The sequence below is a fragment of the Dickeya chrysanthemi NCPPB 402 genome (genome assembly GCF_000406105.1).
Lineage (GTDB): Bacteria > Pseudomonadota > Gammaproteobacteria > Enterobacterales > Enterobacteriaceae > Dickeya > Dickeya chrysanthemi.
The window spans coordinates 283,135-306,299 of sequence record NZ_CM001974.1; the positions used below are offsets into that span (position 1 = coordinate 283,135).

General features: G+C 55.3%; 19 protein-coding genes. 9 read left to right on the forward strand and 10 right to left on the reverse strand.

What is annotated here, in order from left to right; genetic code table 11:
- Positions 1-280 precede the first annotated feature (280 nt).
- The 5 genes from glpE to malQ all read left to right on the forward strand — a co-directional run bounded on the left by glpE (position 281) and on the right by malQ (position 7,130).
- Complete coding sequence (gene glpE / locus DCH402_RS01365; protein ID WP_027710695.1) at positions 281-601, forward strand: thiosulfate sulfurtransferase GlpE; 321 nt, start codon at positions 281-283, stop codon at positions 599-601.
- A gap of 193 nt (positions 602-794) precedes the next feature.
- Positions 795-1,619, forward strand: a complete 825-nt coding sequence (gene glpG / locus DCH402_RS01370) for a rhomboid family intramembrane serine protease GlpG (RefSeq protein ID WP_039999199.1) — start codon at positions 795-797, stop codon at positions 1,617-1,619.
- Positions 1,620-1,746: 127 nt separating this feature from the next.
- Positions 1,747-2,505, forward strand: coding sequence for a DeoR/GlpR family transcriptional regulator (locus DCH402_RS01375; protein ID WP_012768014.1), 759 nt, complete (start codon positions 1,747-1,749; stop codon positions 2,503-2,505).
- Between the two features lie 44 nt (positions 2,506-2,549).
- Entirely contained in the window at positions 2,550-4,967 is a 2,418-nt protein-coding gene (gene malP, locus DCH402_RS01380; RefSeq protein ID WP_039999201.1) for a maltodextrin phosphorylase, read from the forward strand.
- 12 nt (positions 4,968-4,979) lie between these two features.
- A complete protein-coding gene (gene malQ / locus DCH402_RS01385) occupies positions 4,980-7,130 on the forward strand; it encodes a 4-alpha-glucanotransferase (RefSeq protein ID WP_039999202.1) in 2,151 nt (716 codons plus the stop codon).
- Positions 7,131-7,252: 122 nt separating this feature from the next.
- Here the strand turns inward: malQ and nfuA are convergent, their stop codons facing one another.
- Together nfuA and gntX are read right to left on the reverse strand one after the other, a co-directional pair.
- Positions 7,253-7,828, reverse strand: a complete 576-nt coding sequence (gene nfuA, locus DCH402_RS01390) for a Fe-S biogenesis protein NfuA (RefSeq protein ID WP_039999203.1) — start codon at positions 7,826-7,828, stop codon at positions 7,253-7,255.
- A gap of 56 nt (positions 7,829-7,884) precedes the next feature.
- A complete protein-coding gene (gene gntX / locus DCH402_RS01395; RefSeq protein WP_039999205.1) occupies positions 7,885-8,604 on the reverse strand; it encodes a DNA utilization protein GntX in 720 nt (239 codons plus the stop codon).
- Between the two features lie 78 nt (positions 8,605-8,682).
- Between gntX and bioH the strand changes: the two genes are divergently transcribed.
- Together bioH and DCH402_RS20935 are read left to right on the forward strand one after the other, a co-directional pair.
- Positions 8,683-9,462, forward strand: coding sequence for a pimeloyl-ACP methyl ester esterase BioH (gene bioH / locus DCH402_RS01400; protein WP_039999207.1), 780 nt, complete (start codon positions 8,683-8,685; stop codon positions 9,460-9,462).
- Positions 9,463-9,746: 284 nt separating this feature from the next.
- Positions 9,747-10,229: an Hcp family type VI secretion system effector gene (locus DCH402_RS20935; RefSeq protein WP_071604651.1), complete on the forward strand. Its 483-nt coding sequence runs from the start codon at positions 9,747-9,749 to the stop codon at positions 10,227-10,229.
- Between the two features lie 85 nt (positions 10,230-10,314).
- On the opposite strand, the gene DCH402_RS01405 is transcribed toward DCH402_RS20935, so the two are convergent.
- From DCH402_RS01405 to greB, 6 genes are all read right to left on the reverse strand, one after another.
- Positions 10,315-10,650, reverse strand: a complete 336-nt coding sequence (locus DCH402_RS01405; RefSeq protein ID WP_039999209.1) for a DUF1493 family protein — start codon at positions 10,648-10,650, stop codon at positions 10,315-10,317.
- Entirely contained in the window at positions 10,640-11,101 is a 462-nt protein-coding gene (locus DCH402_RS01410) for an STM2901 family protein (RefSeq protein WP_039999210.1), read from the reverse strand. The genes DCH402_RS01405 and DCH402_RS01410 overlap by 11 nt, the downstream gene beginning before the upstream one ends.
- Positions 11,102-11,268: 167 nt before the next feature.
- The gene (locus DCH402_RS01415) at positions 11,269-13,605 is read right to left on the reverse strand and encodes a Tex family protein (protein ID WP_039999212.1); all 2,337 of its coding nucleotides are present in this window, start codon (positions 13,603-13,605) and stop codon (positions 11,269-11,271) included.
- Positions 13,606-13,756: 151 nt separating this feature from the next.
- Positions 13,757-15,466 (reverse strand): bifunctional ornithine lipid synthase OlsF, encoded by a 1,710-nt coding sequence (gene olsF / locus DCH402_RS01420; protein ID WP_039999213.1) that lies wholly within the window; start codon positions 15,464-15,466, stop codon positions 13,757-13,759.
- A 154-nt stretch (positions 15,467-15,620) separates the two neighbouring features.
- Positions 15,621-17,615, reverse strand: coding sequence for an LTA synthase family protein (locus tag DCH402_RS01425; RefSeq protein ID WP_040003286.1), 1,995 nt, complete (start codon positions 17,613-17,615; stop codon positions 15,621-15,623).
- A gap of 136 nt (positions 17,616-17,751) precedes the next feature.
- Positions 17,752-18,234, reverse strand: a complete 483-nt coding sequence (gene greB / locus DCH402_RS01430; protein ID WP_039999215.1) for a transcription elongation factor GreB — start codon at positions 18,232-18,234, stop codon at positions 17,752-17,754.
- 270 nt (positions 18,235-18,504) lie between these two features.
- Here greB and ompR point away from each other — a divergent pair, with 270 nt between their 5' ends.
- Positions 18,505-19,224 (forward strand): osmolarity response regulator transcription factor OmpR, encoded by a 720-nt coding sequence (gene ompR / locus DCH402_RS01435; protein ID WP_001157747.1) that lies wholly within the window; start codon positions 18,505-18,507, stop codon positions 19,222-19,224.
- Positions 19,221-20,636, forward strand: coding sequence for a two-component system sensor histidine kinase EnvZ (gene envZ / locus DCH402_RS01440; RefSeq protein WP_039999218.1), 1,416 nt, complete (start codon positions 19,221-19,223; stop codon positions 20,634-20,636). The genes ompR and envZ overlap by 4 nt, the downstream gene beginning before the upstream one ends.
- A gap of 113 nt (positions 20,637-20,749) precedes the next feature.
- On the opposite strand, the gene pckA is transcribed toward envZ, so the two are convergent.
- Both pckA and DCH402_RS01450 read right to left on the reverse strand, forming a co-directional pair.
- On the reverse strand, positions 20,750-22,369 hold the full coding sequence (gene pckA, locus DCH402_RS01445; RefSeq protein WP_012768027.1) for a phosphoenolpyruvate carboxykinase (ATP): 1,620 nt from the start codon (positions 22,367-22,369) through the stop codon (positions 20,750-20,752).
- 286 nt (positions 22,370-22,655) lie between these two features.
- The coding region (locus DCH402_RS01450; protein WP_039999220.1) for an Hsp33 family molecular chaperone HslO at positions 22,656-23,165 on the reverse strand (510 nt) is incomplete at its 5' end.

Here is a 23,165-nt window from a genome sequence, read left to right on the forward strand (position 1 = left end):
CTCATGATATTAATCGAAAACAAACATGTTAGCCAAGCGTTAACCAATTAAAAACATTTGCGCGTGATAGAGCTAACAGTTTCGCGCCTGATTTGGTTAAAAAATAGTGTCTCTGTACTGGGCTGCGCGATCGCGCTTCCTGCTGTGTCGCCCTATATCCATGTGGTTTATCCGGTCTATCCATGCAATGGGTGGGTTACAATGTTTGTCATTTCAGGCATACCTGTTAATAACAATTCGTTTAATAGCAATTCGTTCACCAAGAAATATGAGGCAGGCAATGGAGCAGTTTCAGTCAATCGATATCGAGCAGGCGTATCAGCGCTGGCAGCAAGGTCATGCGTTGGTCGATATCCGCGATCCGCAGAGTTTCGGTGCTGCGCATGTCCCAGGCTCAACCCACCTGACCAACGAAACACTGTCGGATTTTGTGCGCGACGCTGATTTTGAGCAGCCGGTGATGGTGATGTGCTATCACGGCATCAGCAGTCGCAATGCGGCGAGTTACCTGATTAGTCTAGGCTTTGAAGCCGTATATAGCGTGGATGGCGGTTTCGATGCCTGGCAAAAACGCTTTCCGCAGGATGTGGCGGCAGGGTAATCGCACATTGGCATACCCGATAAGCGCAGTGCGATGACATTGTTTGCATCCTATATGAATAAACGATGTGAAAACCGTCACACGCATACTGAAATAAGCAAGATTATGCGCGGTTATTGCGCTGCGTTCCGGGCAATAAATGTTTTAGAATCGAAGACATAAATTCATTGGCGGAATGCGTTGGGCTATTGTCATGATCCGAATTGTTGCGCTATCCAATCCGCGTCTGGCACAGGCGTTTGTCGACTATATGCACACGCACCAGGTCAGGCTGGTTGCCCGCATTAACGGAGACGACGTGGATATCTGGCTGCCGGACGAAAGCCAGCAGGAGCGGGTGAAGCAGGAACTGGAGCGTTTTCTGCAGGAGCCCTGGCATGAGCGCTATCAGGCCGCCAGTTGGCAGAGCGGGACGACCAATAGCGGGCTACGTTACCCGTCCTTTTCTTACCTGCAAACGCTGCGCCAGCGCGCAGGACCGCTGACGCTGAGTTTGTTGGTGGTCGCGATCGCGGTATACCTGCTGATGAAGGTGTATGGCGTGGATCGCCTGATGATGCTGCTGGCTTTTCCGGATAGCACCCAGAACCTGCAGCTCTGGCGTTGGTTCAGCCATGCACTGTTGCATTTCTCGCTGTTGCATTTGCTGTTCAACCTGATGTGGTGGTGGTATCTCGGCGGCCCGGTAGAACGCGTATTGGGCTCCCGGCGATTGTGCGTGATTCTGCTGGCGTCGTCCGCATTCAGCGGGTGGGTGCAGTCCTGGTTCAGCGGTGTGTATTTCGGCGGCTTATCCGGTGTGGTGTACGCCCTGATGGGGTATGTCTGGCTGCGCGGCGAGCGTGAACCGGACGGACCGCTGCACTTTCAACGCAGTTTGATGGCGTTCGCGCTGATATGGTTGGTGGCCGGCTATTTCGATGTGTTGGGCATGTCTATCGCCAACGCGGCGCACGTCGCGGGATTGGTCATGGGGGTATTGATGGCGTGGTGGGATACGCGTCGTCGTTCAATGTGATCGCGGATTTACTGCAGCCCTAAACGTGGCGTCAAGCCGCAGTGGCTATCGCCGTGTGCGTTTTTACCATGGGCGCGCTTTCTTGGTTGGCCGGCATGAGGTCATGTCGGCGTTTTAGGGGAACAATGTGAAGCAAACACAGCGGCACGACGCGATTATCGATCTGGTGCGTCGGCAGGGATACGTTAGTACCGAAGAGCTGGTGGAGCATTTTGCAGTCAGCCCGCAGACTATTCGCCGTGATCTGAACGATCTGGCGGAACAAAATAAGATCCATCGTCATCATGGCGGGGCGGCATTGCCCTCCAGCTCGGTCAATACCGCCTATCATGACCGCAAGATGATGTGGTCAGATGAAAAAGCCAGGATTGCGAGACAAGTCGCCAGCCAAATCCCGGATGGTGCTACGCTTTTTATAGATATCGGCACGACGCCGGAAGCGGTGGCCCATGCGCTGATGAATCATAAGGATTTGCGGGTGGTCACCAACAACCTGAATGTGGCAACGTTACTGACCGCGAAAGAGGACTTTCGCCTGATTCTGGCCGGCGGCGAGGTGCGCAGCCGCGATGGCGGCATCATCGGCGAAGCCACGCTGGATTTCATTTCCCAGTTCAGGCTCGATTTCGGCATTTTGGGCATCAGCGGCATCGATATGGATGGTTCGTTGCTGGAGTTTGACTATCACGAGGTTCGCACCAAGCGCGCCATTATCGAAAATTCCCGTTGCGTGATGCTGGTGACGGATCATTCGAAATTCGGCCGTAACGCGATGGTCAATTTGGGCAACATGGATTTGATCGACTATCTTTTTACCGATCAGTTACCGCCACCCAGTGTGCTGAAAATCATCGAACAACATAAGGTACAGTTGGAGTTGTGCTGATCCCGACGTGCCTTTTTCCATCACCCGTAGAGGAGAGAGGCACGATGTCACCCTTATTCAATTCTTCCCAGTTTGCCGCCGCCTTGCAGCGTCAGTTGCAGGCGTGCGCTCAGCCGTCGTTACAGGCGCTGTCGTTGCGTCAGTGCTGGCAATGGGTGAGCGCCGCGCTGACGGAACAACTGGATGCGTTGACGTCTGCCGAGTCAGCTCCGCCTGATGCCGGGCCGTCTGGGGTACGGCACGTTAATTATTTGTCGATGGAGTTCCTGCCCGGCCGCCTGACCGGGAATAACCTGCTCAACTTGGGATGGTATAACGCGGTGGCGGAGGTACTGGCCCAGCATGGGCTGGCGTTGAGCGACGTGCTGGAGCAGGAAACCGACCCGGCGCTTGGCAATGGCGGGCTCGGAAGGCTGGCGTCCTGTTATCTGGACGCGATGGCGACCGTCGGCCAACCGGCGATCGGTTACGGTCTGCATTATCAGTACGGCTTATTCCGCCAGCATTTCGACGCCGGCTTCCAACGGGAAACACCGGATGACTGGCTGCGCGACAGTTACCCGTGGGCGCGGCCCCGTCCGGAACTGGCGGTAGAGGTCGGTTTCGGCGGCGAACTGGTCGCCCAGCCGGACGGCAGCGAGCGCTGGATCCCGGAACAGGTCGTCGTCGGCGAAGCCACTGATATCCCGGTTATCGGTTACCACAATGGTCAGGTGCAACCGTTGCGGCTATGGCAGGCCACCCATAGCGAACCGTTTGACCTTGAGCAGTTTAACGCTGGCCATTACCTGAAAGCCGAGCAGCGGGGGATCGCCGCCGCCAGTCTGACCAAAGTGCTTTATCCGAACGATAATCATGCGGCAGGCAAAAAATTGCGCCTGATGCAGCAGTATTTTCAATGCGCCTGTGCGGTAGCGGATATTTTTCGGCGGCATGAGCGCGCCGGTCGGCCGCTGGCGACGTTGCCCGACTATGAAGTGGTGCAACTGAATGATACGCACCCGACGCTGGCGATCCCCGAAACCCTGCGCCTGTTGCTGGATGAATACCAATTATCGTGGGAACAGGCCTGGCAGTTGACCGGGCGGTTGTTCGCCTACACCAACCACACCCTGATGCCGGAAGCGCTGGAATGTTGGGATGAACGGTTGTTCGGCCGGCTGCTGCCGCGTCATTTGTCGATTATCAAAACCATTAATGAGCACCTGCGTCGGCAGGTGGAGGCGCGCTGGCCGGGCGATCGGCAGGTTTGGGCGCGTCTGGCGGTGGTGCACCGCCGTCAGGTGAGAATGGCGAACCTGTGCGTGGTGGCTTGCTTTGCGGTGAACGGGGTAGCACAGATGCACTCGGAACTGGTGGTTCGCGACCTGTTCCCGGAATATCACCAGTTATGGCCGACGAAATTTCATAACGTTACCAACGGTATTACGCCGCGTCGCTGGCTGAAACAGTGCAATCCGGCGCTCTCTTCGCTGATTGACGAGACGCTACAGACCGAATGGGGTAACCGGCTGACGCTGTTGGACGGGCTGGCGCCCTACGCGCAGGATAGTGCGTTCCGGGCGCGCTATCGCCAAATCAAGCAGGACAATAAAACCCAGTTGGCGCACTTTCTGCGGCGCGAATACGGCATTGTCGTCGATCCGGCCGCCGTGTTTGATGTGCAAATCAAACGGTTGCATGAGTACAAACGGCAACATCTGAATTTGCTGCATATTTTGTCGCTGTATAAGCGATTGCTTATCGACCCTGGATTGGATATCGTGCCGCGCCTTTTTTTGTTTGGCGCCAAGGCGGCGCCGGGTTACGTACTGGCGAAGAATATTATTTACGCCATCAACTGCGTGGCGGAGCACATTAATCGCGATAAACGGGTGAATGATCGCCTGAAGGTGGTTTTTTTACCGGATTACCGCGTTTCGCTGGCGGAGCGGATTATTCCGGCTGCCGACGTGTCGGAACAGATTTCTACTGCCGGTAAGGAAGCTTCGGGGACCGGCAATATGAAACTGGCATTGAACGGCGCGCTGACGATGGGCACGTTGGATGGCGCCAATGTGGAGATGGCGCAAGAAGTCGGTGCCGAGAATTTGTTCATTTTCGGGCATACCGTCGATCAGGTGAAAGCGCTGATTGCCGATGGCTATAAACCCGCTCGTTATATTGCTGCGAACCCTCTATTAAAGGAAATTCTTGCCGAGCTGGCGGATGGGACGTTCAGCCACGGCGATAAAACGGCGTTCGCCCCCTTGCTGGATAGCCTGCTGGAACTGGGCGATCCCTATCTGGTGCTGGCCGACTTTGCCCCTTATTGCCAGGCGCAACAGCGAGTGGATGAGCTGTATCGTGAACCTGATGAATGGACGCGTCGCTGCATCCTGAATACCGCCCGTATGGGGATGTTCAGTGCTGATCGGGCAATCCAGGATTATCAGAAACGTATCTGGACGATGCGTGATTAAGGAATCAATACCATGGCGTTGAAAGCAAAAAAATCCGTACCCCACCAGATGGGGATCGCTGATACCTATAAAGATGCTTACGGTAATGAACGGGCGATAGACAACGAAACCCGCCAGGCATTGCTGCAACTGCTTGAGGTGACTGAACCATCGACGGCACCGTTGTCGTCGGTATGTGTATTGCGTCAGGGGCAGCAGAATCGATTGCCGTTATGTCACGCAGGAGACTATGTCTGGACGCTAGCCTATGAAAAAGGCGGCATTATCGAAGGGCGCGTAAACGGCCTGGCGGTGTTGGCCTTGCCGGATAACCTGCCGCTCGGTTATCACCAGTTGATGCTGACGCAGGGCGAACAGCAGTGGTCTTGCCGGGTGATTGTCGCCCCGGCGCGGTGTTATGAACCGGAACCGCTGACGCAGGGAAAACGCTGGTGGGGCGTCATGGTGCAGTTGTATACCCTGCGTTCGTCCGATAATTGGGGCGTCGGCGATTTTGGCGATTTAAAAGCGCTGGTGGAGCAGGTGGCGCGTCGGGGCGGTGCCTTTGTCGGTTTGAATCCGCTGCATGCGCTTTACCCGGCACAGCCCGAGGCCGCCAGCCCGTATAGCCCGTCTTCGCGTAATTGGCTGAATATTGTCTATATCGATGTCAATCAGGTGGATGATTTTCATCAGAGTGATGCCGCCCGCGCATGGTGGAAACAGGACGATATCCAGCAGCAACTGACGGCGGCGCGCGCCAGCCGATGGGTCGATTATACCGCCGTTACCTGCCTGAAACTGGCGGCGCTGCGACTGGCGTTTAGCCATTTCACCGGTCGCAATGCACTGGACCCGCGTAAAACGGCGTTCCAGCAGTTTCTCAAAACCCACGATGAAAGCCTGTTGCAGCAGGCCACCTACGATGCGTTACAGGCGTGGATGCACCAGGGCAAACCGACCGCCGACTGGCGGCAATGGCCGCAGGAATATCACGCTGCACGCAGCGACGCCACACTGGCATTCCGGCAGGAGCACGCCGACGATGTGCAATTCTATTGCTGGCTTCAGTGGCTGGCGCATGAACAACTGGCGGCTTGTTTTTCCCATAGTAAACAATTGGGTATGCCGATCGGCCTATATCGCGATTTAGCGGTCGGGGTGGCGCAGGGCGGCGTGGATACCTGGGGCGACCAACAGTTGTATTGTCTGTCGGTGACGATCGGCGCACCGCCGGACCCGCTCGGGCCTGGCGGGCAAAACTGGAACCTGACGCCGGTGCACCCGACATTGTTGCGTCAGCGCGGTTACCAGCCGTTTATCGACTTGCTGCGCAGCAATATGGCGCATAGCGGCGCGTTGCGTATCGACCATGTAATGGGGTTGCTGCGCCTGTGGTGGATTCTGAACGGCAACGACGCGACTCACGGTGCCTATGTGTTTTACCCGGTGGATGACTTGTTGGGGATCCTGGCGCTGGAGAGCCATCGCCATCGTTGTCTGGTAATCGGTGAAGATCTGGGCACGGTGCCGGAGGAGATCGTCAATAAATTGCCCGACAACAGCGTCTATTCCTACAAGGTGTTGTTTTTCGAGAAGGATCAGCAGGATCGTTTTCGTGCGCCGGATGAATATCCGCCTCGTTCGATGGCGACCATCACCACGCATGATCTGGCGACGCTACGCGGTTACTGGCAAGGGGTCGATCTGACGTTAGGTAAAGATCTTGGGTTATATCCAGACGCCGCCGCGCTGCAGCGCCAGCATGAAGCGCGTGAGTGCGCCAAGCAGGGGCTGCTGGATGCGTTGCATGAGCAAGGGTTGCTGCCTCAACGGGTGGGCCGCAATGCATCGCTGACGACCATGAGCGCCCAGCTTAATCGTGGCGTGCAACGCTATCTGGCGGATAGCGCCAGCGCGTTGCTGGGCTTGCAGCTTGAAGACTGGCTGGATATGTCGACGCCGGTAAATGTGCCGGGTACCGATCAGGAATACCCTAACTGGCGGCGTAAGCTGAGCCGCCCGCTGGATTCCATTTTCACCGACCGTTATCTGGAAAGGCTGATCAGGGATATCGATCTACGTCGTGGCGGGCCGGTGCCGTCTCGAACCAAAAAGACAGTCAAACCGGCGGATACTCCGGTGGATAATGGAAAGCAGGAACAGACAAAAAAGCCTGAGTGACGAGAGTATGCGTCGACGGGGTTAACAGATAACAGAAACGATGAGCGGCCAGATGACTGACCGCTCATGACAATCAAAACCACAGTGGCTGAATAGGCACCCGCTTAATAATATGCACCCGCTTAATAATAGGAGTGCTCGCCGCGCTGGTGTTCGGTCAGGTCGCGAACCCCTTTCAGTTCCGGGAATTTCTGCAGCAATTCTTTCTCGATGCCTTCCTTCAGCGTGTAATCCACCATGGAACAGCCGTTGCAGCCGCCGCCAAACTGCAAAATGGCGTAGCCTTCTTCGGTGATTTCCATCAGCGTTACACGGCCGCCATGGCCAGCCAGTTGCGGGTTAATCTGCGATTGCAGCACATACTCCACGCGCTCCATCAGCGGCGCATCATCGCCGACTTTACGCATCTTGGCGTTCGGTGCTTTTAAGGTCAGTTGGGAGCCCAGTTGGTCGGCTACGAAGTCGATCTCGGCCTCTTCCAGATACGGCGCACTGAGTTCATCCACATACGCGGACAGTTTTTCAAACTTCAGCTCGGTATCGTTCGGCTCGACGGCATCGGGCGGGCAGTAGGACACCCCACACTCGGCGTTCGGTGTGCCGGGATTGATAACGAAGACACGAATCTGGGTGCCTTCCTCCTGTTTTGCCAGCAGTTTGGCAAAATGCTCCTGAGCAGCGTCGGTAATACGAATCATAATGTTAACTCAATAGTTGACTACGCTAGTTGGTTATAATACGCCCATCCCGGCGGTTACGACAAGGTGCGGCATACACACCATACCTGAACCTGCTGCGCACCGGCATGCAACAATGTGCGGCTGACCTCTGCCGCCGTGCTGCCGGTGGTCACCACATCGTCCAGCAATACTAACCGTTTGCCGACGACGCGCTGGCTGATGACATCTTGTCGGCATCGGAACGCACCGCGCAGATTGCGACGCCGCAAACGGGCCCCCAGCGATTGCTGGGGAATGGTATGACGCACGCGAATCAGGGTATCAGGGTGATAGGCGCAGCCCAGCCAGTGCGCCAGTTGGCGCGCCAGCAGATCGGTTTGATTGAACCCCCGGCGCCAGTGACGCCGGCGGTGTAGCGGAACGGTGACGATGGCATCAGGGCGGGGATACGCCTCGGGCAGTGTTAGCGTCGTCTCCCGGCGGCGTGCCAGCCATTGCAGTAATAGCAACCGCGCCAGTGCCGGAGCCAGTTCGGTGCGCCTCTGAAATTTGATGCGCCTGACGAGCGTATTAAGCGGCGGCTGGTAGTCGCTGACAAACAGCAACGACTGCCACGGCGGCGGCTGTTGCAGGCAGCGCCCGCACGGCAGGACGTTGGATGCCGAAGGCAATCCGCAGCGTGGGCAACAGGTCGGTGGTGGGGGCAGATGACGGCGGCAGTGACTGCAAATTCCGTGATGACTATGATAGAGCGGCTGCTGGCAGAGCCAGCACTGTGCCATGATCGTCAACATTGTCTCGTTCCCTGAGTCATCAGGCTGCGCGGGCGGCATGGCCTGAACTATTCACTTCTGACGAGGACACAATAACTGATGGAATCATTGCACTGGCACACGCAAGGAGAAGGCACATGCGAACTTGTGATGCTGCATGGCTGGGGAATGAATTCGAAAGTGTGGAACAGCATCGTTATGCGGCTGGCTCCGCATTTCCGGCTGCATTGTGTGGATTTACCGGGTTACGGTCAGAGTCAGGGGTTTCCCGCTATGTCGCTGGAGGCGATGACCGAGACGGTGCTGGCGGGCGCACCAGCGCGAGCAGTCTGGCTGGGGTGGTCGCTGGGTGGACTGGTCGCAAGCCTGGCAGCTATCCGTGCGCCAGAACGGGTCAGTGCGCTGATTACCGTGGCCTCTTCACCCCGCTTTGAGGCTGCAGATGAATGGCCCGGTATCAAACCGCTGGTGCTGTCCGGTTTTCAGCAACTACTGAGCGAGGATTTTTCCGGTACTATCGAGCGGTTTCTGGCGCTGCAGACGTTGGGCACCGAAAGCGCCAGAAAAGACGCGCGTTTATTGAAGGCCGTCGTCACGACGCAACCGTCGCCGACAGTGGAAGTACTGGATGGCGGGCTGGAGATTCTACGTCAGGTGGATTTACGTCAGGAACTGGCCGGGCTGACGACGCCATTCCTGCGCCTGTACGGCGCGCTGGACGGGCTGGTGCCGCGTAAAGTTGCCGCGCTGATGGACGAACAGTACCCGCACTCCACTTCGGTCGTGATACCGAAAGCGGCCCACGCACCGTTTATCTCCCATCCGGAGGTGTTTACGGAGCATGTGGTGGGGTTTGTGGCAGAAAATCGGTTGGTGTAGTCGATTCATGGGCGTGGTTTATCGAAATGCGAGGATTATGATACAAGGATCTCGGCGATTCGGTTGCTGTATTTAAATCAGCTCAATGTAATGTTTATACCCGTCATACTTCAAGTTGCAGGTGTGTTGGCTTTCCTCGCTCACCCCAGTCACTTACTTGAGTAAGCTCCTGGAGATTCGCTGCGTCGCCGCCTTCCTGCAACTCGAATTATTTAGGGTATATAATGCTAGTTTTAAAAGAAAGTATTACACGTGGATGATTGAATAGAGAAAGGGATGTAAAAATGTCATATCTTATTTATCTAACTTTGGAAGGCGATCAGCAGGGATTAATTTCTTCTGGCTGTTCTACTATAGATTCTATCGGTAATCGTTATCAGTCTGGACATGAAGATCAGATACAGGTATTAGGATTGAACCATACGATAACACGAGATGATAATGTTGCTCATCATCCGATACAATTAGTAAAGCCTATAGATAAATCTTCTCCGTTGTTAGGTGTATCTATTACCTCAAATGAAAAATTAACGGCAAATTTTTTCTTCTATAGAACGAATTCGGCTGGGAAGTTGGAGGTTTTTTATGAACTAACATTGGCTGATGCCAGAGTCATATCTGTATCATCATCATATCCACACTCTATAAACAATATAGAATCAATCCCTTATGAAGAGGTTATGCTTAAATATAAAAGCATATCTTGGTCGCATAAAGCTGCCGGTACATCTGGTTATAGTATCTGGCATGATGGAATTAACGAATAGATTAATTTTTATTTCCAATAACCTCCGAAGGTTATACCTTGGATTAAAACTTGAAGTGCGACGGGTATAATATTCACTTCGGAGGTTAATCATAAAGCCAATACCCTAATTTTTCGGATTCTATAAGCATTGCTACATATAATTTTTTTAATTCTGGTTTTTCAATTTTTTTAAATGGGTTTAAAAGAGAAATTAAACTATGGTCTGAATAATCGTAATAATAATTTTTTATATTAAAGTTGCCTGGGTTGACTTTGAACTCCTTAAAGAATTCAGACATCAATGCTTGTATTTCATCATCATCAAAATCAAATTCTGAGTTTATTATAGTTTCCTCTGTTATTTTTTTTTGATATGGGGTTATTGAAAATCCAGCGTGCCTCTCAACCAGGTTTATTATTTTATTCTTATTAATTTCCATATAGTTTATCCTCTCCTCTGGCTATTTGGTTGTAATGTCGAACAGTATTGTAGGATATGGTGCTTACATCACAAATTAATATAGCCCAGCCTAAAACAGGTATTGTTCTGCCAACAAACGTCCCTAAATTCCTGACAAACCTTATCTTTAATCCTTGTATTGGACCTCCGATAATCGTTGGTAAGGATATTCCCATTGGGATTTTTGTTTTTTTGAATATCCGCCTTGAATATATGCTAGATAATGATGTTCCCTTTATTGCACCAGACGGTTTTCTTCTTGTATCTTGATCGTTTCTCCCTAAAAGAATCATACTCATCGCGAGAGCGTCGTCGATGCCAAAGTGTTTCATGGTCTCATTAACCATAATCCAGAAGAATAATTCTCCTGCGCTTAAATTTATCATCCCATTGTAAAAATATGTTCCACCTATTTCTTCCACTGTATCCATGTGTAATTCCCTTTTGAGGTGTTTGAAGTGATTTTTATACAGTTAGCCTCAATGAGGATTGTTGTATTTCAGCATAGGTACATCATTCAGGCATGACTCGCCAGTCACTGCTTCTAATTTCTAAATACAGGGTTCAGGCTATCGAGCCTGAACCCTGCCAAGGGCTATTACCGTTTATTAAACGCCGCCGCCAGTGCGTCGCTCATGGCGCTGTTGCCGGCCGGGGTGCTGCTGGCCTGGCGCGGGCGCGCTTTGTTGCCGGCCTGGGCCGGGCGCGATGGATTGCCGTTGTCGCGTTCGCGTCCGCTGCCGCGACGGCTGTTGCCTTCGCCCGGTTGTTCGTCCAGCCGCATAGTCAGCGCGATACGCTTGCGTTGCAGGTCGACCTCCAGCACTTTCACCTTCACGATGTCACCGGCTTTCACCACCTGATGCGGGTCTTCCACGAAGCGATCGGACAGCGAAGAGATGTGCACCAGCCCATCCTGATGTACGCCGATATCCACAAACGCGCCGAAGTTGGTGACGTTGGTGACGGCGCCTTCCAGAATCATACCCGGCGTCAGGTCGTTGAGGGTTTCCACCCCGTCGGCGAAGCTGGCGGTTTTGAATTCCGGACGCGGGTCGCGGCCCGGTTTTTCCAGCTCTTTGATGATGTCGGTCACCGTCGGCACCCCGAAGCGCTCGTCGGTAAAGCTGGCTGGCTTCAGGCTGCGCAGCGAGCCTGCGTTACCCATCAGATCCTGCAGTTTCTGCTCAGTTGCCGCCAGAATCCGTTCTACCACCGGGTAGGCTTCCGGGTGAACGGTGGAGGCATCGAGCGGGTTGTCGCCGTGGTTAATACGCAGGAAGCCGGCGCATTGCTCGAAGGCTTTCGGGCCGAGGCGGCTGACTTTAAGCAACTGGTCGCGGTTGTTGAAGCGGCCGTTTTCGTCACGCCAACTGACGATGTTCTGCGCCATTAATCGGGTGAGGCCCGCCACGCGGGTCAGCAACGGCACCGACGCGGTGTTGAGATCGACGCCGACGGCGTTCACGCAGTCTTCCACCACCGCATCCAGTTTCTTCGCCAGTTGGGTCTGGCTGACGTCATGCTGATATTGGCCGACGCCGATGGATTTCGGGTCGATCTTGACCAGTTCGGACAGCGGGTCTTGCAGGCGGCGAGCGATGGAGACTGCACCACGCAGCGACACGTCCAGACTCGGGAACTCCAGCGCCGCCAGTTCCGAGGCGGAATAGACCGATGCGCCCGCTTCGCTGACGATCACCTTCTGCGCTTTGACGTCCGGGAACTGCTTCTGGGTATCGAGGAAGAAGCGCTCGGTTTCACGCGACGCGGTGCCGTTGCCGATGGCGACCAGCTCCACCTGATGTTTGATGCACAATGCCGCGACAATGGCGGCGGCTTTGGCGGCCTGACCGGTGTGCGGATAAATAGTGTCGGTTGCCACCAGCTTGCCGGTCGCGTCCACCACCGCCACTTTCACGCCGGTGCGCAGGCCCGGATCCAATCCCATGGTGGCGCGCATACCGGCGGGCGCGGCCATCAGCAGGTCGTGCAGGTTGCGGGCGAATACGTTGATGGCTTCATCTTCGGCTTTTTCACGCACGCTGCCCATTAACTCGGTTTCCAGATGCAGCAGCACCTTGATGCGCCAGGTCCAGTTCACCACCGCGCGTCGCCAGCTGTCTGCTGGTGCATTACCAAGGCGTAGACCCAGGTGGTCGATGATGATGTGCTCGCCGTGGCTCTCTTTGGGCGGTTCGTCGAACTGTGGGTCAGCATTCAGCGACAGTTGCAACACGCCTTCGTTACGGCCGCGGAACATCGCCAGCGCCCGGTGCGACGGCACCTGTGACAGCGGTTCGTGGTGGTCGAAGTAGTCGCGGAATTTCGCGCCGTCTTCCTCTTTGCCTTCCACCACGCGGGACACCAGATGGGCGTTTTTCCACAGATAATCACGTACCTTGCCCAGCAGCGCGGCATCTTCGGCAAAGCGTTCCATCAGAATGTAGCGCGCGCCGTCCAACGCGGCTTTGACGTCGGCCACGCCGTTATCGGCATTGACGTAAGCTTCGGCCGCCCGTTCCGGTGTTTGCGACGGGTCGCTCCACAGGCTGTCCGCCAGCGGTTCCAGCCCGGCTTCGATGGCGATTTGCCCGCGGGTGCGGCGTTTCGGTTTGTAGGGCAGGTAGAGGTCTTCCAGCTCGGTTTTACTCAGCGTACCGTTGATGGAAGCCGCCAGCGCATCGGTCAGTTTGCCCTGTTCTTCAATCGATTTGAGGATGGTCTGGCGGCGTTCTTCCAGCTCGCGCAGGTAAGACAGGCGGCTTTCCAGTTGGCGCAGCTGGGTGTCATCCAGCCCGCCGGTGACTTCTTTACGGTAGCGAGCGATAAACGGGACCGTGTTGCCCTCGTCCAGCAGCTGAATGGCTGCGCTCACTTGCTCGGTGCGCGCCTGCAATTCGCTGGCAATAATCTGGCTTAATGCGTTCGTCATAGTGTTATCAACAAGATAGTGTAATTAGCGAGATAATGAATGTTGAAAGGATACCTAACTGGGGGACAGTTATACGGATTGACGGCGTAAAATGCCAGTCAGACAAACGGAGGGTTTGCAGCGGATCGGCCGGCACCGATTCGCCACGGCGTTAGGCTTTATTGCAAAACGGCTCGATATAACGCTGATAGCGCGAGGGTTTCAGCTGCTGTAAATCCACCAACACCAGCCCATCGACGCAGTTGTTGAAGTCCGGATCGACGCCGAAATCGATAAACTGCACGCCGCCCGGCTCGCACAGTTCCGAATACTGCTTGTACAAGGTGGGAATGGAGCATCCGATGTTGCTGAGCATGCTTTTGAGCCGGGTTAAATCCTGCAGGTAGTCGTCCCCTTCGAATTGCCTGAGCACGTCCGGCAGCGACGCCGGGTAAGGGCGACGCGAGCGGGCCAGCATTTGGCTGGGGGCAAAGTGTAGTCGGTAAAAGGCAATCAGCAGGTCGCGCGCGGTAGACGGCAATGAGCCTGACAGGGATACCGGGCCGAACAGGTAGCGATATTCCGGGTAGCGCGCCAGATACGCGCCGATCCCCAGCCACAGGTAATCCAGGCCGCGTTTTCCCCAGTATTTGGGTTGAATAAAGCTGCGACCCAGTTCAATGCCGCTGGCCAGCACCGGCGCCATCTCGTCGCCGTACTGGAACAGGCTGTGGCTGTATAAGCTACTGATGTCTTTTTCCGCCAGCAGCCGTGCCGTCGGCGCGAACCGATAGGCGCCGACGATTTCGAGTTCACGGTCGTCCCATAGCACCAGATGCAGGTAATCGTCGTCGAAGCTATCAAGATCACGGCGTTTGCCGGAGCCCTCGCCGACGGCGCGAAACGCGATTTCCCGCAGTCGCCCCAGCTCACGCAAGATCGGCACATAATCCTCGCTGCCACGGCGATAAAGGTAGATTTTCTTGCCGTCCGGCGTGGTGCCGAGTGTTTCGCAGCTTTCCAGCGCGCGTTTAAGCAACGTCCTCTCTTCCGCTAACGCTATCGGTTTTTCGCCGGGGAAACAGCCGGGTTTGCCTTGCCCCAGACGGTAGACATGACGGCGGAAGCGGGCGGCCAGATCGTTGGGCTGCCACTCCCCCTGGCTCCAGGTGGGATAGGGGATCTGCGCGCCGATACGAAAACGTAGCCGGTTACCGCGCTGGCGGAACATCTCCCGCACCAGCAACAACGTCGACAACGGTCGGTAAATTAACGAGGAGAGATAGAACAGGTTACTGTTACGGCCGCTGATGTGAATCGGCACAATCGGCGCGCGCGCTTTGGCCGCCATGCGGATAAAGCCGCTATGCCAGTGACCATCGCGGATACCTTTCAGGCTCATACGGGAGACTTCACCGGCGGGAAACATGATGATCGCGCCGTCGCCGGCCAAATGTTCCTGAATGGCGGCGAGCTGGTGACGTCGGGTACGGTTGCTGAAGTTATCCACGGCGAAAAACAGGTTTTTCAGCGGCCCGATATAGGAAAGCAATTGACTGGCGACGACACGCACATCGGGGCGCACACTGGCGACGGTGCGCAGCAAAGCGAGTCCGTCCAGCGAACCGATCGGATGGTTGGCGACCAGTATCACCGGTCCCCGACTGGGAATATTTTCCAGATCGCCTTCTACCATTTCGCAGTTAAGGTTGAAGTGGTCGAGGATCTGTTCCACCAGATCCAACCCTTTCAGATGAGGATAGCGCTGGGCAAAATCCTGTATTTCGGTTTCGAATAGCATCGTGCGCAGAATGGAACGCTGCCACTTCGGCGTGGGACGATGTGGTGCAATATCTTGCAGAATGGTATCCAGGCTGAACATAAATTGACCTCCATAATCACCGTTGCCACGGTAAGGGAGGGAAATGACATCTTTATGTCAAAGCCGGAATAAATTTTTCTGAACGTAACGAATCTGCGCGCTATGGCGATGATGTGCCGGTGCCCGGCCGATTTTGCCGGGCACGGTTGAACGATTACTTGTCGATAACGCCCTGTTCGCGGGCGTTGATCTGCCAGTGCAGCAAGGCCGGGTAGGCGGTGGTGCGTTGCTGTTGCTCTGCGCTGATGGCGGATGGCGCGCTTTGCGTCAGCATCGGATTGGCCGGGTCCCAGGGGTAGCGCCCGTTGCTGCCGATGGGGGTGACGCCCTGCTCATCGATCCACAACACCTGGTTGTAACCAAATGCCCGCGTTGCATCATCCTGTTCCGCCAGCATATTGCGCCCGCCGAGAGCGTAATAGGGGGTATCGGCGAGGCTGTAAGCGTAGAGTGTTGGGAAGATATCCTTGTGCGAACCGGGGCGTGATGGGTCAAAGCGCCAGGCGGTTTGCGCCAGAATGGTTTTCGGCACGTACAAATAGAAAGGCACGGCGCGATCAAGGAACTGCTCGTGCGGATACTGTGCTTTCAGCCGACGCATCTGGTGGTCGCCGGTTGCCGCAATCAGTGTGGATTCTCCCACTGGGGACGATTTCACCGCAGTAATAAATTCGCCTAACGCATCGGTGGCGTACTGGTAGGTAGCGGCGATGGATTCTTGTTCCCGTTGATTGACTTCAGCGTGCGCCATCATCTCTGGCCCGGCATGTACCGGGTGCGGATGATAGCTGGCCGGAACCTGATAGGGCGGGTGATTGGTCACGGTCAGAATACTGATGAATAACGGCTGGCGTGCGTCTGCCAGTAAGCTTTGCGCCAGCCGAAACGCGAATTCATCCGGTACGCCCCAGTCGGTCAACATGGCGCGTGATTCCGGGTAGCGTTCCATCAGGGAACTTTGGTCGTAAATCTCATCGACGCCAAGCCGCGGCAGATAATTGCCGAAGTTACGCCACATGCGGCTGCCGGAAGTGATAAATATCACTTTGTAGCCCGCTTTTTTGTAGGTGGCGTAGGGGGTGTCGTCCAGCGATTTATACTGTGCGGATGAATGACTGAGATTCTGGATTGGGCTGTGGAAAAACATCGCGGCGAACGACGGCGCCGTGCCGTTGCCTTCCGATACAAAGCGGCGGAACACAAAATTCGTAGCGAAATGCGGCCGCAGGGCACCCAGCATGTCGTTATCCGGCAGGTGGTCATACACCAGCATATTACTGCCCATGCTTTCCATCAGCGCCATCACCACGTTGGGGCGGTGTGCCGCCAGCCAGGGATTGACCGGCGTGCGACCTTCCAGTGTGCTCAGGCCGCTTTGGGCTCGCAACCGTTCTCCGGCTGTACGCGTAACCGGCTCGAAGCGGATGTCGTCGTCCCGGTCGCCCATCGCCCAGGCGGAAGCCATCAGGCCATTGGGCGTCAGTTTATTCAATATGGTGGCGGAAGAAATCTGTGAATCGTTGCGCCGCAGCGGGAAAGTGCTAAGACTACCGCGAATCATGGCGAAGAATAGCAACAGACTGATGAACAGATACACCACAAACATCGTGCGGGACAGTAACCGCGGCGAACGTGTCGACAGCAGCGTTTGTCTGGCAAGGCGCGCGCTCAGCCAGGCGAACAGCAACACCAGCAGCAGCGAAATCACGATCGGATAGTCCTGCCAGATGTTGGTCAGAACGGCGCGCGGGCCATCGTCAATCAGCCCGAAAGCGAAAATATCGATGTAGGTGTGATAGGTCTGATAATAAAAGTAGTTGATGATGGCGATGGCGCTGACCAGAAAGGCGCAACCACCCAGATACCAGGGAGCGATGCGCTGCAACCAGCGCCAGCCGATGTGATGCAGGCTTATCAGCAAACCGATGACCAGCAGCGGTGCCAGCAGGATGGACACGGCGCGTAAGTCATAACGCAGCCCGGTGAGCCACATCAGCCTGATGGCAGCCTCGTGATCTTGTAGTTGCTGTACATCGGCAAACACCCAAAACATGGCCAGACGGGCGCCGGACAACAATAAACTCAGTAGTAATACTTGCCACCAGAGGGTCTTCAGCAAGGTGCGGGCGTACTGCTGGTACTTATTCATTTGCATTCTTGGGCTATTATCCGTAGCCGGAATGCTACGGCTTTATTTCAAAAAAATCTCACTAGCATGTCAGAAAGATGAAAGAAAGTATGAACGGCAGGCGGTTGCTACCGTTCAATGTTATGGGTTGGGGCGGTCAGCCAATGGGGTGGTGATAGTCAATTTTATTGACGTACCAGACCTTGGGGCCGGTAGGTGTGTTGACCACCGCTTCTTCATCCACCGCTTTTTTCAGCAGGGCGCGCGCCATCGGGGCATCAATGGAAATGTAATCTTTGCGCCCGTAGATTTCGTCCGGCCCGACGATACGAAAGCATTTGATATCGCCGTCTTCGTTTTCCACCTCGACCCAGGCGCCGAAAAACACTTTGCCGTCCTGCTGGGGGGAGTAATCCACCACCCGCACCACTTGCAGTCGCTTGCGCAGATAACGCACCCGACGGTCGATTTCCCGCAGCAGGCGTTTATTGTAGAGGTAATCGGCATTTTCGCTGCGATCGCCCAGACTGGCGGCCCAGGCCACCTTTTCCGTGATTTCCGGGCGGCGTTCTTTCCACAGATAGTTCAATTCCTGATGCAGGGCTTCATAGCCTTCGCGGGTGATCAGATCGGTTTTCATACGCTTTTCTGAAATGTGGAGATCATAAAATCGTTATAATCGACGGCGGTGAGATAACATAGCGGATAACGCGTCATTTGTGGCGTGGTTTGCGGTGCGCTATGGCAGGAACGGTTTGATTACAACGTATTTTTATATCCTTTGTAACAATTTTGCCTAGAATATATACCAGAAACGACTGTCAGTTCGTTGCAGGTTTCTGAACAATATTAGATTGTGTTTCGTAATGAAGCCAAGCGCTGGCCGCTATCACGTCTTTGGAGAAGAGAGATGCAAGAGAATTATAAAATTCTGGTTGTGGATGACGATATGCGCCTGCGAGCGTTACTGGAACGCTATCTGACCGAACAGGGTTTTCAGGTACGCAGCGTCGCCAACGCCGAACAGATGGATCGCCTGCTGACGCGCGAATCTTTCCATCTGATGGTGTTGGATTTGATGTTGCCGGGGGAAGATGGTTTGTCTATCTGCCGTCGTCTGCGCAGCCAGAGCAACCCGATGCCGATTATCATGGTGACGGCAAAAGGCGAGGAAGTGGACAGGATTGTGGGCCTGGAAATCGGTGCGGATGATTACATTCCCAAGCCGTTTAACCCCCGTGAGCTGCTGGCCCGTATTCGTGCGGTATTGCGTCGTCAGGCCAACGAGTTGCCCGGCGCGCCGTCGCAAGAAGAGGCGGTTATCGCATTCGGCAAGTTCAAACTGAATCTGGGTACGCGCGAAATGTTCCGCGACGACGAACCGATGCCGTTGACCAGCGGCGAGTTTGCGGTGCTCAAGGCGTTGGTCAGCCATCCGCGTGAGCCACTATCCCGCGACAAACTGATGAATCTGGCCCGTGGCCGTGAGTACAGCGCCATGGAGCGTTCCATTGATGTTCAGATTTCCCGCTTGCGCCGCATGGTAGAAGAAGACCCTGCACACCCGCGTTACATCCAGACCGTATGGGGACTGGGTTACGTTTTTGTGCCGGACGGCAGTAAAGCATGACTCGATGGCGCTTCTCTCCACGCAGCGCCTTCGCCCGCACGCTGTTGCTGATTGTTACTCTGCTGTTCGTTAGCCTTGTCACCACCTATCTGGTGGTGCTTAACTTCGCGATCCTGCCCAGTCTGCAACAGTTCAACAAGGTTCTGGCCTATGAGGTCAGAATGTTGATGACGGACAAACTGCAGTTGGAAGATGGTTCCACGCTGGACGTGCCCCCCGCGTTCCGGCGTGAGATTTATCGTGAACTGGGTATTTCGCTTTATACCAATGCTGCGGCGCAAGAGAGCGGGCTGCGCTGGGCGCAGCACTACAAGTTCCTGAGTCAGCAGATGGCACAGCAACTGGGTGGGCCGACCGAAGTGCGGGTGGAAGTCAGCAAGAATACGCCGGTGGTGTGGCTGAAAACCTGGTTGTCGCCGGATATCTGGGTGCGGGTGCCGCTGACGGAAATCCATCAGGGCGACTTCTCGCCGCTGTTTCGTTATACCCTGGCGATCATGCTGCTGGTTATCGGCGGCGCCTGGCTATTTATCCGGGTGCAGAACCGGCCGCTGGTAGAGCTGGAACATGCCGCCATTCAAGTGGGTAAAGGCATTATTCCGCCGCCGCTGCGTGAATACGGCGCATCGGAAGTGCGTTCGGTGACGCGAGCCTTCAATCAGATGGCATCTGGCGTTAAGTTGTTGGCGGATGACCGAACGCTACTGATGGCCGGCGTCAGCCATGACCTGCGCACGCCGTTGACCCGCATTCGCCTGGCAACCGAGATGATGAGCCAGGAAGATGAATACCTGGCGGAGTCGATCAATAAGGATATCGAAGAGTGCAACGCCATCATTGAACAGTTCATCGACTATCTGCGCACCGGCCAGGAAATGCAGATGGAGGTGGCTGATCTTAACGCGATTCTGGGTGAAGTGGTGGCATCGGAAAGCGGTTACGAGCGCGAGATTGACAGCGAACTTGCGCGGGGCGAGCTGCTCATGAAGGTCAGCCCGTTGTCCATCAAGCGGGCGGTAGCGAATCTGGTCGTGAACGCCGCCCGTTACGGTAACGGCTGGATTCGCGTCAGCAGTGGCCGGGAATTGCAGCGAGCCTGGTTTCAGGTGGAAGACGACGGCCCCGGCATCGACCCATCGCAGCTCGCACACCTGTTCCAGCCGTTTGTGCGCGGCGACAGCGCCCGCAGTACCAGTGGGACCGGGTTAGGTCTGGCGATTGTGCAGCGCATCATTGACGCGCACAACGGGTCGCTGAATGTCGGCAGCAGTGAGCGAGGCGGATTACGGGTACGGGCTTACCTGCCGCTGGCGTTCCCGAATCAAGCCGGCGCTTCCACGGTACGTACGCGTGACGGCCATCGGCGCGGAACGCCGCCGTCGGCGGGCCATGGCAGGCAAGAGAAAAAATAGCGGCGAGTCGCTGCGGAAAAAACAGCAAAAACAATAGTTAAAGGAAAAGGCGCGTATTGCGCCTTTTTTACTGTCGGTGATGTTACCGGATGAGCGGTAGCAGCCTGGCGTTGTTACAATTTAGGGCCGGCGGAAACCAGCGCCGCACCGGCAGGGGTGTCGGTGTATTTATCGAAGTTAGTGATAAAGCGCTGCGCCAAGTCGTGAGCCTTCTCTTCCCATTGCGCTACAGAGGCGTAGGTGTCGCGCGGATCCAGAATCGCCGGATCCACGCCCGGCAATGCGGTCGGGATCGACAGATTAAAGATAGGCAACGTCTGGGTTTCGGCATCGTCAATGCTGCCATTGAGGATCGCGTCGATAATGCCGCGCGTATCCTTGATGGAGATGCGCTTGCCGGTGCCGTTCCAGCCGGTATTGACCAGATAGGCTTTGGCGCCTGCCGCCTGCATACGTTTCACCAGCACTTCGGCGTACTGCGTCGGGTGCAGCGTCAGAAATGCCGCGCCAAAGCAGGCGGAGAAGGTTGGCGTCGGTTCGGTGACGCCGCGTTCGGTTCCCGCCAGTTTGGCGGTAAAACCGGACAGGAAGTGATACTGGGTCTGGTCCGCCGTCAGGCGAGACACCGGCGGCAACACGCCGAAGGCGTCGGCGGTCAGGAAAATCACCTTGGTGGCGTGCCCGGCTTTGGAAACCGGCTTCACGATATTATCGATGTGATAAATCGGGTAGGACACGCGGGTGTTCTCGGTTTTAGAACCGTCGCTGAAATCCACGCTGCCATCGGCCAGTACGGTCACGTTTTCCAGCAGCGCATCGCGTCGGATAGCATGATAAATATCCGGCTCGGCTTCTGCGGAGAGGTTGATGGTCTTCGCGTAGCAACCGCCTTCGAAGTTGAACACGCCGTCGTCATCCCAGCCGTGCTCGTCATCGCCGATCAACTGGCGTTTCGGATCGGTGGACAGTGTGGTTTTGCCGGTGCCGGACAGGCCGAAGAACACCGCCACGTCACCTTTCTCGCCTACGTTGGCGGAGCAATGCATGGATGCGATGCCTTTGAGCGGCAACAGGTAGTTCATGATGGAGAACAACCCTTTCTTCATCTCGCCGCCGTACCAGGTGCCGCCGATAAGCTGAATACGCTCCGTCAGGTTGAACGCCACGAAGTTTTCCGAGTTCAGCCCTTGTTCCTGCCACTGTGGGTTAGTGCATTTCGCACCGTTCATCACGATGAAATCCGGCTCGAAACCCGGTAATTCCTCATCACTGGGGCGGATAAACATGTTTTTCACGAAGTGAGCCTGCCAGGCGACTTCAGTGATGAAACGAACCTTCAGACGCGTGTCGGCATTAGCGCCGCAGAAAGCATCAACGACAAACACGCGTTTACCGGATAACTGGCGGGTGACCCGTTGTTTCAGGTGTTGCCAGGTTTCCTGGCTGAGCGGATGGTTGTCGTTTTTGCCTTTGCCCTGATCGGACCACCACACGGTATCGCGGGTGACATCGTCGCGGACGATGTACTTATCCTTCGGGGAACGGCCGGTGAAAATACCGGTATCAACGGCAACCGCACCCAATTGGGTTTCGATACCGCGTTCATAGCCTTGTAGGGTAGGGGATGTTTCTTCGGTAAAAAGTAAATCGTAGCTCGGGTTGTAGACAATTTCGCGGACATCATGAATACCATAAGCCGTCAGTGCTTCTGGCGTAATGCCTTTTATCTGCATGTTGCTACTCCTGGATCGTTATAGTCGTACTGCATAGTAAGTCTAGAAGGCGAGCTTATTTTAACCACGATGACAATCAAAAAATTAAATAAATTCATTAATAACTTTGCTTATACATGTGAACAAAAAGTAAGCAAACGGTTGCGATATAACCAAAATGGACGGGTAAAGTACCGGTGGTTGATGGCGGTGCTGATTATTCTGAAAACGACGGATAACCCGTTGGCGGGTTATCCGTGGCGCAGCAAGATGGCGCAGTATGCGGACAGGATTAATGTAACGTCGATTAGTGTAACGTCGGGGTATCGCTGGATTGACGAATGTCGTTGATATCCTGTGCGTTGAACAGATAATGGCTACCGCAATAATCGCAGTGCATATCGATCTGCCCGTCTTGCGCCAGAATATCGCTGACCTCGTCGGCCGACAGCGTCATCAGTGCATCGGCACAGCGTTCCCGCGAGCAATGGCACTGGAATGTGACCGGCTGCGGTTCGTACAGGGTGACGTTTTCCTGATGGTACAAACGATACAACACGTCATCGGCCGGCAAACCGAACAGCTCTTCGCCTTTCACGGTGGCGGTTAATTGCGTGAGATGGTCGAAATCGTCACGGTTCCCCTGCTGCGCCGGCAGCACCTGCAAGAGCATCCCGGCGGCACATTGGCGACCGTCATGTTCGCCGGTGCGAATGAACAGACGAGTCGGTAACTGCTCGGACTGCTGGAAGTAATTTTCCAGACAAGTCGCCACGTTGTCGCCATCCAGCCCGACCACGCCCTGATAGCGCTCGCC

Coding starts and splice junctions, on each gene's coding strand:
- glpE (WP_027710695.1), top strand. CDS start 281: ATGGAGCAGTTTCAGTCAATCGATATCGAGCAGGCGTATCAGCGCTGG.
- glpG (WP_039999199.1), top strand. CDS start 795: ATGATCCGAATTGTTGCGCTATCCAATCCGCGTCTGGCACAGGCGTTT.
- malP (WP_039999201.1), top strand. CDS start 2,550: ATGTCACCCTTATTCAATTCTTCCCAGTTTGCCGCCGCCTTGCAGCGT.
- malQ (WP_039999202.1), top strand. CDS start 4,980: ATGGCGTTGAAAGCAAAAAAATCCGTACCCCACCAGATGGGGATCGCT.
- nfuA (WP_039999203.1), bottom strand. CDS start 7,828: ATGATTCGTATTACCGACGCTGCTCAGGAGCATTTTGCCAAACTGCTG.
- gntX (WP_039999205.1), bottom strand. CDS start 8,604: ATGTTGACGATCATGGCACAGTGCTGGCTCTGCCAGCAGCCGCTCTAT.
- bioH (WP_039999207.1), top strand. CDS start 8,683: ATGGAATCATTGCACTGGCACACGCAAGGAGAAGGCACATGCGAACTT.
- DCH402_RS20935 (WP_071604651.1), top strand. CDS start 9,747: ATGTCATATCTTATTTATCTAACTTTGGAAGGCGATCAGCAGGGATTA.
- DCH402_RS01405 (WP_039999209.1), bottom strand. CDS start 10,650: ATGGAAATTAATAAGAATAAAATAATAAACCTGGTTGAGAGGCACGCT.
- DCH402_RS01410 (WP_039999210.1), bottom strand. CDS start 11,101: ATGGATACAGTGGAAGAAATAGGTGGAACATATTTTTACAATGGGATG.
- DCH402_RS01415 (WP_039999212.1), bottom strand. CDS start 13,605: ATGACGAACGCATTAAGCCAGATTATTGCCAGCGAATTGCAGGCGCGC.
- olsF (WP_039999213.1), bottom strand. CDS start 15,466: ATGTTCAGCCTGGATACCATTCTGCAAGATATTGCACCACATCGTCCC.
- DCH402_RS01425 (WP_040003286.1), bottom strand. CDS start 17,615: ATGAATAAGTACCAGCAGTACGCCCGCACCTTGCTGAAGACCCTCTGG.
- greB (WP_039999215.1), bottom strand. CDS start 18,234: ATGAAAACCGATCTGATCACCCGCGAAGGCTATGAAGCCCTGCATCAG.
- ompR (WP_001157747.1), top strand. CDS start 18,505: ATGCAAGAGAATTATAAAATTCTGGTTGTGGATGACGATATGCGCCTG.
- envZ (WP_039999218.1), top strand. CDS start 19,221: ATGACTCGATGGCGCTTCTCTCCACGCAGCGCCTTCGCCCGCACGCTG.
- pckA (WP_012768027.1), bottom strand. CDS start 22,369: ATGCAGATAAAAGGCATTACGCCAGAAGCACTGACGGCTTATGGTATT.